Genomic DNA, 13,604 nt, shown 5'->3' on the forward strand with positions numbered 1-13,604 from the left:
AGGCCCGCGCCCTGGCCGAGGCCGACCGCGCGGCCTCGGTGCGCGGGCTGCTGGCTGAGTGGGCCGCCGAGCCTGCGGCCGAGCAGGGGCCGGTCCAGTACAGCGGTGCGGTGATTGACTGGGCGGTGCCCATGACGCCGGAACGGGTCGAGGTGCTCGACCAACTGTGGGCGGATCTCAATGAACCGATTGAGCAATACAACCAGCACAAGATTGAGTCCAACGCGACGTCGGCGCAGGGTAAATCCGCTGACGAGCTGGACCTGTGGCCCGTTTACAGCGCCGAGGCGCTGAGCCAGCTCAAGGCGTTCCTCGCCTCGTCGCAGGCGGTGCCGCCAGCCGGGCGTTCACTACCGGACCCGAGCGAGTATTTCTCCCGTTCGGCGCTGGAGGCGTTCGCTGACAGTGACGACTTGAGCGCAGCGATGGCGTTCAAGGTCCTGGATTTCTGCCACTTCCTGAGCAACGACGAAGGTCGCCTGAAGAACATCGCCTGCTCGACCTTTGACCGGGTGCATGAGCAGGACCCGTCTCTGAGCCTGATGGCCCTGGCCCAGAGGCTCGAAGACAGTGGCCGCAGCGGTGACGTCCTGTTGCTTGAGTGCTTTAACGGTGCCCTGGCCCAGGCGTGGGACGCCGAGGCCGTGGCGCCGTATTTTGCCTTGCACGTGGCTTGGCTGGAGCAGGCGCTGATTGACCTTGAGGTGTATTCCACCGACTCGCTGTACCGCGGCATCGTCAAGATGACGCCGCCCCCGCCGCAGTTGGTCAGCCGCCTGTTCGAGATCGCCCTGGGCTCCAACCAGGGAGAGCGGGTCCAGGCCCAGCGTGCCCTGGAGCGGCTGCCGGGCAAAGAGGCGCACCTGATTGCCGCCCTGGGCTCGGGCAAGTCCGAGGTCAAGCTGTTGGCCACCAAATGGCTCGGCAACCTGGGCCACAAACCGGCCATCCCAGCCCTGGAGCAGGCGCTGAAGAAGGACAAGAACGATGGCGTGCGCACCGCCATGATCGAAGCCCTGGAACAGCTCGGCCAGCCAGTGGAGCAGTACCTGGACCGCCAGCAATGGGTTACGGACGCCAGCAAGGCCATGGCCAAGGGCGCGCCCAAGGACCTGGCCTGGTTCCCTTGGGACGCCTTGCCCGAGCTGCGTTGGGCCGATACCCAGGAGCCGGTTCCGGCCCTGGCGGCCCAGGGCCTGCTGGCCCAGGCGGTGAAGCTCAAATCGGCGCAGCCGGGGGCCTTGTTGCGGCGTTTCTGCGGGATGTTTGAACCACGGAGTCGCGAGCGTTTCGGCCAGTTTGTACTGGACGCCTGGCTTGCTGAAGACACCCGGCCGATCCCCCTGGAAGAAGCCCAGCAGTTGGCCGAACGCCATGCTTCGAACACCTTGTTTTTCATCCAGCGCTACCCCGACGACTACAAAGACAGCCCGCACCTGGGTAAGAGCCTGGAGGCGCTGACCGCGAGTTTCCTGCCGCGCTTCATGCGCCAGCCGCAAGGCTCGGCGGCCGCCAGCAAAGGCTTGCTGGCCGTGGTCGCAACCTGTGCCGGTGCAGAGGCGGCAGCCCCGGCCGGGCGCTACCTCAAGGAGTTCTATGGCACTCGTGCCTCCCAGGGCAAGGCGCTGATCGCCATGCTGGCCTGGGTCGAGCACCCGTCCTCGACCCAGCTATTGCTGTCCATTGCCAGTCGCTTTCGCACCGCAGGCTTTCAGGAAGAAGCCATCCTGCAGGCCCGGGCCTTGGCTGAACGCAAAAACTGGACCCTGGCGGAACTGGCTGACCGCACCTTGCCGTCGGCCGGTTTCGACGAGAACGGGCTGCTGGAGCTGAGTTACGGCGAGCGAGTGTTCAGCGCCCGTTTGCTGGCCGACTTCAAGATCGAGTTGTACAACCCCGATGGCAAAAAAATTGCCGCCTTGCCCGACCCGCGTCAGGACGACGATGTCGACGAAGCCAAGGAAGCGAAGAAGCAATTCGCCAACGCCAAGAAGTCCCTGACCAGCCTCGTCAAGCAGCAGACCGAGCGCCTTTACGAAGCCCTGTGCACGGGGCGCGAATGGCCTTATGCCGACTGGCAGCGGTACCTCAACCAGCACCCGATCATGCGCCGGTTGTTGCAGCGCCTGGTCTGGGTGCAGGTCGAGGATGAGCAGGTGCTGGCCAGCTTCCGCCCGCTGGACGATGGCAGCCTGACCGATGTCGAGGACAACCCGCTGACCCTAGCCGACGAGGCCCGGGTGCGCCTGGCCCACGATTCGCTGTTGAGCGCCGAGGCTCTGGCCCAGTGGCAGCAGCACCTGGTGGACTATGAAGTGGCGCCGCTGTTCCAGCAGTTGGGCAAGGGCGTCTATCAATTGCCCGAAGGCCAGGGCGACGCCCATTCCATCGAGGACTTCAAGGGCCATCTGCTGGAAACCTTCGCCCTGCGCAGCCGCGCCCTGAAGCTCGGTTACACCCGGGGCGCGACCGAGGATGCCGGCTGGTTCTACACCTATGAAAAGTTCTTTGTCAGCCTCGGGCTGTCGGCCGACATCCGCTTTACTGGCAACCCGCTGCCCGAGAGCAATCGCACCGTGGCCCTGGTGGACCTGACCTTCTACAGCGAGGGTTACAGCCTGCCGCTGGCCGAGGTACCGACCATCCTGCTGTCCGAGTGCTACAACGACCTGCGCTTGATCGCCGCCCAGGGCACAGGTTTCGACCCCGACTGGGAAAAGAAAAGTGGATATTGATGCCGTAGAGGAATCGCGCCCATGACCCCAGCGTCCGCCTCCCTGCTCAAGGCCCCGGCCGAGCAGGCCCACGCTGCCGAGCTGGCGCGCCTGCAACAGCACGACCGCGGGCCACGCCCCCAGGGTTGGCGCCTGTCACCCCGGGCGGTGCGCAGCTTCATCCTCGGTGACGGGGCGCTGCAGGTGCGGCGTAAGTTCTACGGCGACGACGCGCTGATCGACCGCTGCATTGTGACCCTGATGAGCAACCGCGGGCTGATGCTGGTGGGCGAGCCGGGCACCGCCAAGTCGATGCTCTCCGAGCTGCTGGCGGCGGCCATTTGCGGGCAGTCCTTGTGCACCGTGCAGGGCACCGCCGGGACCACTGAAGAACAGATTCGCTACTCCTGGAACTACGCCTTGCTGCTGGCCGAAGGCCCGACCCCGCGAGCCCTGGTGCGTGGCCCGATGTACGAGGCCATGGGCAGTGGCAGCCTGTGTCGGATCGAGGAAATCACCCGCATGCAGCCCGAGATCCAGGACAGCCTGATTAGCCTGCTCTCGGACAAGGTGCTGCACGTGCCGGAACTCAAGGGCGAAGAGGCCACGGTGTTTGCCGCCCCGGGGTTCAATGTCCTGGCCACCGCCAACCTGCGAGACCGAGGGGTGCATGAGATGTCCAGCGCCCTCAAGCGCCGCTTCAACTTCGAAACGGTGCGCCCCATCAGCGACCGGCGCCTGGAAAGCCAACTGGTGCGCGAGCAGACCGAAGCCCTGTTGCAGCAGGCCCAAGTCAAGGTCGACTTCAGCCCCGACGTACTTGAACTGTTGGTGACCGCCTTCAACGACCTGCGCCACGGCGCCACCGCCGAAGGCACGGTGCTGGAGAAACCGACGGCAGTGATGTCGGCCGCCGAGGCGGTGGCGGTGGGGTATGCCGCGAGCCTGGATGCCCATTACTTTGGCAACGGCGTAGTCGGCGGCGAGCATATTGCCCGGCAATTGATCGGCACCGTGCTCAAGGACAACCCCGAAGACGGCGGCAAGCTGCGCCACTACTTCGACGTGGTGGTGCGCCAGCGTGCCCAGCGTCAGCCGCAATGGCAGCGGGTGCTTGAGGCGCGGCGTGAGCTGGATCGCTGACACGGCTCTGGCCGGCACCGAGCTAGACAGTGCCAGCCTGCGCGCCCTGGGCCAGAGCCTGGTCAGTGATGAGCTGATTGTGTTCGCCGTGCGCCACCACAGCCCCGGCTGTGCCTGGCAATTGCAGCAGTTGTTCGCCAGCCACCCGCCGAGCGTGGTGCTGGTGGAAGGGCCGCAATCCTTCAGCCCGTTGCTGCCGTTGCTGGTGCACCCCGAGGCGCAGATGCCCCTGGCGATCTACACCTACGCCGTGGGCGGCGCAACGGCCGATTCGCGGCGGGCGGCCTATTACCCGTTCTGTGATTATTCGCCGGAGTTGGTGGCGCTGCGCGCTGCCGCCGCACAAGGCATTCCGGCGCGCTTTATCGACCTCGATTTCGCCGAACAATGTGCCCTGGAGGCGACGCCGGCCGAGGCCGAGCCCGGCCAGGACTCGCTGCTCGACGAAGGCCATTACCGCCGCAGCGAACACTTGCAGCGTCTGGCCAGCCAACTGGGCTGTCGCGACCATGAAGAACTCTGGGAACACCTGTTCGAAGTACCGGCCACCCGTGGCGACTGGCCCGAACACCTGACCCGGGTCGCGGCTTACTGCCAACTGGCGCGCCTGGATTGCCGCCCCGACGAGCTGCACGCCGACGGCACCCTGGCCCGGGAAGCGGAGATGGCCTGGCATATCCAGCAGGCCCTGGCCGCCCGACGCCCGGGGGACGGGCCGGTGCTGGCCGTGGTGGGTGGCTTGCACGCAGTGGCGATGCCGGGCTTGCTGGCTGCCGCTGTCGAGCGCCCGTACATCCGCCGCGAAGGGCTGACCGATGAAGCCAGTGCGTTGATCCGCTACAGCTTCGACCGCCTGGAGCGCCTCAATGGTTATGCCGCAGGCATGACCGCGCCGGCCTGGCACCAGCGGCTGTGGCAGGCCCAGCTCAAGCACTCATCGCGCAGCGCCCAGGCGCCGGCCAGGCCACGGCAAGAGGCGGCCCTGGAACTGTTGTTCGAGGTTGTGGAAAAACTCCGGGAGAAGGGCTTGGCGCTGCCGCTGCCGACCCTCACGGCGGCCTATGAACAGATGTTACGCCTGGCCACCTTGCGTGACCGCGATGCGCCGATCCGGGTGGACGTCGAGGACGCCATCCTCAGTTGCTTTATCCAGGGCGATGCCGACGCCGACGGGGCCTGGGTACGCCAGGCGGCCACGGCCTGCTTCACCGGCCAGGCGTTGGGCCGGGTGCCGCCCGGGGCCGGCACGCCGCTCCTGGTCAAGGATGTGGAGTACCGCGCACGTCGCCAGCGTTTGAAACTCCACGATTCGCAGCCGCGGCGGGTGGTGCTGGACCTGTACCGGCGCGCCGATCATCGGCGCACCAGCCAGTTGCTGCATGGCCTGCAGTTGCTGGGCATTCCGTTCGCCTGGCGTACCGGCGGCCCGGACTTTGTCAGCGGCCAGGGGCTGCACCTGCTTCAGGAACACTGGCAGTACGCCTGGTCAGCCGGCACCGAAGGTGCATTGGTGGAGGCGTCGATCTACGGCGTGAACCTGCCGCAAGCAGTGGCCACTCGTTTTGCCATGCGCTTGGAGCAGCAGGCTGCGGCGGACGTGGCCGACGCCCGAGGCGCTGCGGCCTTGCTGGTGCAGGCCTGTGTGCTGGGGCTGCATGAGCAGGTGGCGGTCCCCTTGCAGCGCCTGGGCCAGGCCATCGGCGCGGACCCGGTGTTTGCCTCGCTGGTGGCGGCCAGCACCAGCCTCGCGTTGCTGCTGGAGTCCCGCGAGCCGCTGCAGGCGGCGCATCTGCCGGGCTTGGCGGATTTGCTGCGCAGCGCCTATCAGCGCGCCACGTACCTGGGCGCCCTGGGCGTGGGCGAGGCGGATGCCTTGGGCCATATCGGCTGCCTGGTGCAATTGCGCGAGCTGCTGGCCGGGACCACCGGGGCGGAACTGGATGCGCAGTTGTACTGGGCCATGGTCAGCCAGTTGCACCAGCAGCCCAACCGGTTGCTGCGCGGGGCCTGTGCCGGCTTGCTGTACCTGGCCGGGCACCTGGACGAAACCCGGTTGGCCAGTGAGTTGGCCGGGCACCTGCACGGCCAGCGGCAACCCAAGGAGGCGGTGGCCTACCTGCGCGGGCTGTTGTCCACCGCCCGCGAAAGCGCCTGGCAGATTCCCAGCCTGCTGGAGGTGCTGGACCGCTTGCTCAATCAGTGGGGCGAGGCGCAGTTTGTCGCCTGCCTGCCGGAACTGCGCCTGGCCTTTGCCGAAATGACCCCCCGTGAAACCGACCGTATCGCCCGACAGGTCGCGAGCCTGCACGGTGCCGAGGACCTGGGGCGGCTGCGCCACGGGGCGCTGCAGGCCGAGCAGGTCCAGGCCAACCTGCGCCTGTCGCAAAGCCTGGCCCTGGTGCTGCAGGCAGACGGTCTCGACGCCTGGGTGACGCCATGACACCCCTGGAACGCTGGCGCCTGGTGCTGGGCCAATACGCCGACAAACCCCTGCGCGATGCGGCCGGCGGGGCGGGCCTGGAAGGCCGGGCGGCGCGCATGGACGTGGCCCTGGAATACCTTTACGGCCGCGAATACCAGGGCCGGGGCCTGCGTGAAGAGACCCGAGCTGGTTCCCTCGACCCCACACAATTGACCCTGGTGACCTGGCTTGGCGAGGTACGCGAGCTGTTCCCCGTGGACACCGTGGAGGTGATTGAGCAGCACGCCCTGGACCGTTACGGCCTGACCGAACTGGTCACCGACCCCCAGGCCCTGGAGCGCCTGGAACCCAACCAGCAGCTGCTGCGCACCTTGCTTGCCTTGCGCGGGCACTTGCAGGGCGATTTGCTGCAGTTGGTGCGACGGATCATTCGCCAAGTGGTGGAAGAAATTCGCCAGCAACTGGAGCCGCAGGTGCGTCAGGTGCTGTCCGGGCGCCTCAACCGTCAGCGCCATTCGCCCATGGCGGTTGCCCGCAACTTCGATGCCCTGGGCACCGTGCGGCGCAACCTCAAGCATTACGACGTCGAGCGTCAGCGGCTGGTGGTGGAGAAACTGTACTTTTTCCAGCGCAACAGCCGGCGTTTGCCCTGGGACATCATCCTCTGCGTGGACCAGAGCGCGAGCATGGCCGACTCGGTGATCCACAGTGCCGTGATGGCTGGCATCCTCGCCGGGCTGCCGGCACTGCGGGTCAAGATCGTGGTGTTCGACACCCAGGTGGTGGACCTCAGCCAGTACGTCGATGACCCGGTGGAAACCCTGATGCGCGTGCAACTGGGCGGCGGCACTGACATCGGCAAGGCCCTGCGCTATTGCAGCCAGTTGCTGGAAAACCCCCAGCGCACGGTGCTGGTGCTGGTCAGTGACTTCTATGAAGGGGCCTCGCCCAACGAGTTGCTGCGCACCGTCAAGCAACTGGCCGAAGCCCGGGTCACCCTGCTGGGGCTGGCGGCCCTGGACGATCAAGCCAACCCCGATTACGACCGCCAGATGGCCACCCGCCTTGCGGCCTGCGGCATGCAGGTCGCCGCCCTGAGCCCCCGGCGCTTGGCCCACTGGTTGCTCAAGGTGATTTCATGAGCCTTCGCCCGGCGCTGCTGGCGCAACTCCTGAGCTTTGACGACGAAGCCTTTGTCGCCCTGGCCAATCGCGGCCTGCTGCGCCGTGCCTACAAGGACCTGGAAAGCAGCCCGCCACGGTTGCTGGAAGAGGGCGCCGAGCAGCTGCTGCTGGAGTGCGGTGTTTATCAGCTGCGCTTCGATCTACGGGGCCCGGCCTTTGCCCAGTGCAGTTGCCCGGCCAGCGGCGTGTGCCAACACATACTCAGCGCCGCCCTGGGCTTGCGCGAGATCTTGGCCGAACCCGGCGAGACGTTGGCGGCCGAACCCGCGCCGGATCAGCGCCAGGCGCTGATTCAAACCCTGCTTGCTCTGCCCCAGGCCGAGCTGCTGAAACACGCGGGCAAGCCCGGTTATCGCTGGGCCTGGCAGTTCGTCATGGACCTGGATCAGCCCCACGGGCTGCAGGTGGCCGGCGAGCAGAACCTGACCCTGACCCTGGGCACGCCGCCGCTGACCCTGCGTTACATGGGCGGGCCCCTGGGCGGGATGTTGGCCGACCAGCGCAGTGGCGCCCTGGAGAAATACCAGGTTGCGGCGGTGCTGGCGCTGCGCCGCTGGCAAGGCCTGGAACTGATCGCGCCAGAGCCAGTGGGCGCCGCCAACGCGGAGTCCACCACCGCTTTGCGTGACGCGGCGCGCCGCCGTTTGCGCGCAAGCGCGCGGCAGTTGCTGGAGGAGTCGGTGGCGGTGGGCCTGGCCCATTTGTCCTCGGCCATGCAGCAGCGCTACGTGACCCTGGCGGTCTGGGCCCAGGGCGCCGATTACCCGCGCTTGGCCCTGTCGCTAAGGCGTTTGGCGGACCAGGTGCAACTGCTGTTGGAGCGTGCGGCGGGCGCCGATGGCCAGCGCCTGTTCGATGAACTCAGCCGTTGTTACGCCTTGCTCCAGGCCCTGGAGACGGCGGCGCAGCGTGGCGAGGAACCGGCGCGTTTGCTGGGGCAGGCCCGCAGTCAGTACACGCCATCGGCGGCCCTGGAGCTCTGGGGGCTGGGGGCCAGTGCCTGGCGTTCGGCGTCCGGTTATCAAGGCTTGAGCCTGGTGTTCTGGAGCCCCGCGCAGCAGGGCTTTTTATCCTGCACCGAGGCCCGGCCGGTGTTGCAACGGGGCTTCAACCCGCTGACGCGCTACCGCAGCGCGGGGCCCTGGAATGGCTTGCTGTCGCCGGCCCATGCCAGCGGGCGCCGGTTGTCGTTGATGGGGGGGCAGGTCAATGGCGAGGGGCGTTTGTCGGTCGCCGAGTCGGTACAGGCCACGTTGCTTGAACCCCTGTCATCGGCGCAGTGCGGCCAGTTGCCGGCGGCGCAGGACTGGAACGCCTTGCTCCAGGCCCGTTCAAACCAGCGTCGCAGCCTGCTGACACCGGCCAGGCCGATGAATGACTGGACGCTGTTGCAGCCGGCCGCGGTGGGCGTTGTGCAGTTTGACCGTGCGCGCCAAGTCCAGGTCTGGCCGTTGCAGGACCGCAGCGGCGCCACCCTGTGGGTGGAGTTGGTCTATTCGGCCTACAGCCGGCATGCCATCGGCCGCATCGAACAACTGGCCAGTGAGCCCTGGGTCGAGGGCACTCGCTTGGTCGCCCGGGTGTTTGAACGGGCGGGCACGCTGATCGCCGAGCCCCTGAGCCTGATCCGCCCCAGTGCTGCTGCCGACGGCACTTTGCTCGATGCCCTGCATTTCGACCCGGCGCCTTTGGCCGCGCCCGTGACGGCCTTGGCGGTCACGGATGAGTCCGATGCCGAGCAGCACAGTGAACACCAGGATGAGACCGAGGACGAGCCACAGCCAACGCCGGGCCACTTGCTGCCGGAGTTGGCCGGGTGGCTGTGCCAACAGGCCGAGCGCGGGGTGGACCCGAACGTGGCGCCGGGCATCGGCCAGGCCCTGCAACAACGGGGCGCGAGCCTGCGGGCGGCGGGCTACAGCGCCTTCGAGCGCGGGCCTGAGGACGCCGGTGTGCCTGCGCGGCTGATCATTGCCCACTACCTGTGCCTGCAATATCAATACTTGCAGGCGTCAGGGGCCGACCTTGCGGCGAGCTAATTCTTTCCTTCAATGACCATCGGCCGACGGCGCGGCGGGTGGCGCGACCTTGCGCATCAGCGGCACCAGGGCGGTGGCGACGATAAAACACAGCATGATCATCAAGAAGGCGTCGCCATAGGTTTGCGTCTGCGCCTCGCGGTAGGTCAGCAACCACAGCTGGTGCAGGCTGGCGGTCAGCCCAGCGTCCCCGGTCTGGCCCAGGCTGGCAAAGTGGCCGCCGACCTGGTCCAGCCACTGGTTGAGGGCCTCGTTGCGGCTGTTCAAGTGTTCGGCCAGGCGGGTGAAGTGCAGGTTGGTGCGGTCATTGAGGATGGTGGCGCAGGCGGCAATGCCGATGGCCCCGCCCAGGTTGCGCATCAGGTTGAACAGCCCCGAGGCGTGCTTGAGCCGTGCCGGGGCCAGCCCGCCCAGGGTCAGGGTCACTGCCGGTGGCACCGCCAGTTGCTGGGCGATGCCGCGCAGGGCCTGGGGCAGCATCAGCTCGCGGGCGCCCCAGTCGTGGGTGATGGGGCTGAAGTCCCACATCGACACGGCGAATAGGCCCAGGCCAGCCATCATGATCCAGCGCAGGTCCACACGGTTGGCCAGGAACGCGTAAAGGGGGATCGCCAAGACCTGGAATACCCCCGTGGAAAACACCGCCAGGCCGATGTCCAGGGCGCCGTAGCCGCGCACCCGGCCGAGAAACAGCGGGGTCAGGTAAATGGTGGCGAACAGGCCGATGCCGGTGACAAAGGAAAAGAAGCAGCCGAGGGCGAAGTTGCGATCCTTCAGGGCCCGCAGGTCGACGATCGGGTTGGCCACGTGCAGGGTGCGGCCGATAAAGGCCAGCCCGGCCAGGCCGGAGATCCACGCAGTGCTGAGGATGGTGCTGTCGCTGAACCAGTTCCAGCGCGGGCCTTCCTCCAGGGTGTATTCCAGGCAGCCGAGAAACAGCGCGAGAAATACCATGCTCAGGTAGTCGGCGCCCTTGAGCAGGCTCAGTTCCGGCTGGTCGATCTTCACCAGCAGCGGCACCGCGACGGCGACGAATATGCCCGGCACCAGGTTGATGTAGAACAGCCAGTGCCAGGATGAAACATCAGTGATCCAGCCGCCGATCACCGGGCCCAGGGTGGGCGCCAGGGAGGCCACGGCGCCAATGGTGGCGGCGGCGATGACCCGCTGTTTGCCGCTGAAGAAAAAGAACGCGGTGGTGAACACCAGGGGGATCATCGAGCCGCCGAGAAACCCTTGCAGGGCGCGGAACGCAATCATGCTCTGGATGTTCCAGGCCGCACCGCACAGCAGGCTGGCCAGGGTAAAACCCACGGCTGAGGCGCAAAACAGCCAGCGCGTGGAGAACACCCGGGACAGCCAGCCCGACAGCGGAATCACGATGATCTCGGCGATCAGGTAGCTGGTCTGCACCCAGGCCGTCTCATCGGTGCCGGCGGACAGGCCGCCGCCGATATCGCGCAGCGAGGCGGAGACGATCTGGATGTCCAGCAGGGCGATAAACATGCCCACGCACATGCTGGCAAAGGCCAGGACTTTGGTCGCCGTGCTCATGCTCGCTGCGTTGAAGGGCAGGGCGGTCGTCGCCGGCGTAGCGCTGGCCTGGCTCATGGCGCGCGGGACTCGGTCAGGGCCACGGCCGGCGCCTCAGGCACGGCCTGGGTGTCCACGGCGGCGGTCACCGAGAGGCCGGGGCGCAACTGGCCAAGCACCCCGTCCGCCGGGTCGAGGATCACCCGCACCGGCACCCGTTGCACGATCTTGGTGAAGTTGCCGGTGGCATTCTCTGGGGGCAGAACGCTGAATTGCGCGCCGGTGGCCGGGGCCAGGCTGTCCAGGCGGCCGTGGAACTCGCGCCCCGGCAGCACGTCGGCGCGCACCACCACGCGCTGGCCCGGGGTCATGTGTTGCAGCTGGTCCTCCTTGAAGTTGGCGTCCACCCACAAGCCCCGGGCCGGGACCAGGGACAGCAATTGCGAGCCGGCCACCGCATAGGCGCCGGCCCGTGCCCGCCGATTGCCGATGACCCCGTCCACCGGGGCCCGCAGTTCGGTGTCTTGCAGGTTCAACTGGGCCAGGTCGCGCTCGGCCTTGGCCTGTGCCAGTGCGGCGCGAGCCTGGCGTTTTTGTGTGGCAATCACCTCGATCTGCCGCTGGGTGGCCAGCCATTCGGCCTGGGCACGGGTGTTCAGGGCCTGGGCGGTCTTGAAGGTGGCGTCGGCGCGCTGGGCGCTTTCCACCGACACCGCCGAACTGCCTACCAGGCGTTTGTAGCGGGCGTTGTCGTCCCGCGAGCGGCTCATCTCGGCGGCGGTGGCATCGATGCCGGCGCGGGCCTGGCTGATCACCGCGTGCTGCCATTGTTCGGTGGCGTCAAGGTTGGCCAGCAAGGCCTCCTGGGCGGCTACCGCACCTTCGGCCTTGGCCAGGCGTGCCCGGTAATCCCGGTCGTCGAGGCGAATCAGCAGGTCGCCGGCCTTGACCTGTTGGTTGTCGCTGACCAGCACCTGGTCGATGTACCCGGGCACCTTGGGCCCGATCACCGTCACCTCGGCGCCGATGTAGGCATCGTCCGTGGTTTCGATATAGCGTCCGTGGCTCCACCAATAGGCCACGTACAGCGCCAATGCCACCAGGGCGGCCAGGCCCAGGGCCAGTACCAGCAGGCGTTTGCCGCGCTTGGGGGCGTTGGCCGGGGTGACGGCAAGGTCGGTGGCGGGGTCGGCAGAAGAGAGGCTGGTCATGGTGGGTACCCGAGGAAAGATGTTATTACGATCATAATATGATGCTTGTAATATTTTGTGGCAAGTCTCTTTTCCGCGCCGGTCGTCAGTTGGTGGGCGGGAGCTCGCGGCAGGGGGGCTTTTCTTGACCATGATCAAGGGCCGTCCTTTCGCGGGCGCGCAGCCTGTGTCCCGGCCCCGGTCACATCACCGGGTCGTCCCCCTTCAAGGAGTTTCAGCCCATGGCCAAGATGAAAGCGGCGATCTTCGTCGAAAAAAACCGCATTGTTCTGGACGACAAGGACATCCCCGAGATCGGTCCCCTGGACGCCCTGGTGCGCATCACCACCACCACCCTGTGCGGCACCGACGTGCACATCCTGCGGGGCGAGTACCCGGTGGCCAAGGGGCTGACCATCGGCCACGAACCGGTGGGGGTCATCGAGCGCCTGGGGTCCCAAGTTCGCGGTTTTGTCGAGGGCCAGCGGGTGATTGCCGGCGCCATCACCCCCAGCGGCCAGAGCTACGCCTGCCTGTGCGGCTGCGGCGCCCAGGACGGCCCGGACACGCGCCACGGTTTTCGTGCGGCCGGCGGCTGGAAGTTCGGCAACACCATCGACGGCTGCCAGGCCGAATACGTGCGGGTGCCGGATGCCCTGGCCAACCTCTGCCCGATCCCCGACGGCCTGAGCGACGAGCAGGTGCTGATGTGCCCGGACATCATGTCCACCGGGTTCTCCGGGGCCGAACGGGCGGATGTGCAAATTGGCGACAGCGTCGCGGTGTTCGCCTTGGGGCCCATCGGCCTGTGCGCGGTGGCTGGGGCCCGGCTCAAGGGCGCCACCACCATCATCGGGGTCGATACCGTGGCCGCGCGCATGACCGTGGCGCGCCAGTTAGGCGCCACCCACGTGGTGGATTTCAAGGACGGTGATGTGGTGCAGCAGATCCTCGCGCTGACCGATGGCCGGGGCGTGGACGTGGCCATCGAGGCCCTGGGCACCCAAGGCACCTTCGAGTCGGCGCTGCGGGTGCTGCGTCCCGGCGGCAAGTTGTCGAGCCTGGGGGTGTATTCCACGGACTTGCGCATTCCCCTGGACGCCTACGGCGCCGGCCTGGCTGACCTGAGCATCCTCAGCACCCTGTGCCCTGGCGGCAAGGAACGCATGCGCCGCTTGATGGCGGTGGTGGCCAGCGCTCAGGTCGACCTCTCGCCCTTGGTCACTCACCGCTTCAAGCTGGACGACATCGAGGCCGCCTACGAGCTGTTCGCCCACCAGCGTGACGGTGTGATGAAGGTCGCGATCACCCCGTGAGGCGTTGGCGCAGGCGGCCTTGATGCATATCAAGATGGCCTGCGCGCCCTGGTTCGACACTGC

Annotated in this window: 8 protein-coding genes; 6 read left to right on the plus strand and 2 right to left on the minus strand. The window is 67.1% G+C overall.

All coding sequences use genetic code 11. The features are described 5' to 3' along the window. The 5 genes from M1B35_RS15300 to M1B35_RS15320 form a co-directional block, all read left to right on the plus strand. The coding region (locus tag M1B35_RS15300; RefSeq protein ID WP_268262406.1) for a DUF4132 domain-containing protein at positions 1–2,735 on the plus strand (2,735 nt) is incomplete at its 5' end. A gap of 21 nt (positions 2,736–2,756) precedes the next feature. Continuing rightward, positions 2,757–3,857 (plus strand): ATP-binding protein, encoded by a 1,101-nt coding sequence (locus M1B35_RS15305; RefSeq protein ID WP_123335136.1) that lies wholly within the window; start codon positions 2,757–2,759, stop codon positions 3,855–3,857. After that, a complete protein-coding gene (locus M1B35_RS15310; RefSeq protein ID WP_268262407.1) occupies positions 3,841–6,297 on the plus strand; it encodes a DUF5682 family protein in 2,457 nt (818 codons plus the stop codon). Before M1B35_RS15305 ends, M1B35_RS15310 begins: the two co-directional genes overlap by 17 nt. Beyond that, a complete protein-coding gene (locus tag M1B35_RS15315; RefSeq protein WP_268262408.1) occupies positions 6,294–7,421 on the plus strand; it encodes a VWA domain-containing protein in 1,128 nt (375 codons plus the stop codon). Before M1B35_RS15310 ends, M1B35_RS15315 begins: the two co-directional genes overlap by 4 nt. Next, the gene (locus M1B35_RS15320; protein ID WP_268262409.1) at positions 7,418–9,502 is read left to right on the plus strand and encodes a hypothetical protein; all 2,085 of its coding nucleotides are present in this window, start codon (positions 7,418–7,420) and stop codon (positions 9,500–9,502) included. Before M1B35_RS15315 ends, M1B35_RS15320 begins: the two co-directional genes overlap by 4 nt. A 9-nt stretch (positions 9,503–9,511) precedes the next feature. Here the strand turns inward: M1B35_RS15320 and M1B35_RS15325 are convergent, their stop codons facing one another. Both M1B35_RS15325 and M1B35_RS15330 read right to left on the minus strand, forming a co-directional pair. Beyond that, positions 9,512–11,113 (minus strand): DHA2 family efflux MFS transporter permease subunit, encoded by a 1,602-nt coding sequence (locus tag M1B35_RS15325; RefSeq protein WP_268262410.1) that lies wholly within the window; start codon positions 11,111–11,113, stop codon positions 9,512–9,514. Next, positions 11,110–12,246: an HlyD family secretion protein gene (locus M1B35_RS15330; RefSeq protein WP_268262411.1), complete on the minus strand. Its 1,137-nt coding sequence runs from the start codon at positions 12,244–12,246 to the stop codon at positions 11,110–11,112. Before M1B35_RS15330 ends, M1B35_RS15325 begins: the two co-directional genes overlap by 4 nt. Before the next feature lie 221 nt (positions 12,247–12,467). On the opposite strand from M1B35_RS15330, the gene M1B35_RS15335 reads away from it, so the two are divergent. After that, entirely contained in the window at positions 12,468–13,541 is a 1,074-nt protein-coding gene (locus M1B35_RS15335; protein WP_123335149.1) for an NAD(P)-dependent alcohol dehydrogenase, read from the plus strand. Positions 13,542–13,604: the final 63 nt, after the last annotated feature.

Source organism: Pseudomonas morbosilactucae, from assembly GCF_023241665.1.
Taxonomy (GTDB): Bacteria; Pseudomonadota; Gammaproteobacteria; order Pseudomonadales; family Pseudomonadaceae; genus Aquipseudomonas; species Aquipseudomonas morbosilactucae.

Coding starts and splice junctions, on each gene's coding strand:
- M1B35_RS15330 (WP_268262411.1), bottom strand. CDS start 12,246: ATGACCAGCCTCTCTTCTGCCGACCCCGCCACCGACCTTGCCGTCACC.
- M1B35_RS15320 (WP_268262409.1), top strand. CDS start 7,418: ATGAGCCTTCGCCCGGCGCTGCTGGCGCAACTCCTGAGCTTTGACGAC.
- M1B35_RS15335 (WP_123335149.1), top strand. CDS start 12,468: ATGGCCAAGATGAAAGCGGCGATCTTCGTCGAAAAAAACCGCATTGTT.
- M1B35_RS15315 (WP_268262408.1), top strand. CDS start 6,294: ATGACACCCCTGGAACGCTGGCGCCTGGTGCTGGGCCAATACGCCGAC.
- M1B35_RS15325 (WP_268262410.1), bottom strand. CDS start 11,113: ATGAGCCAGGCCAGCGCTACGCCGGCGACGACCGCCCTGCCCTTCAAC.
- M1B35_RS15305 (WP_123335136.1), top strand. CDS start 2,757: ATGACCCCAGCGTCCGCCTCCCTGCTCAAGGCCCCGGCCGAGCAGGCC.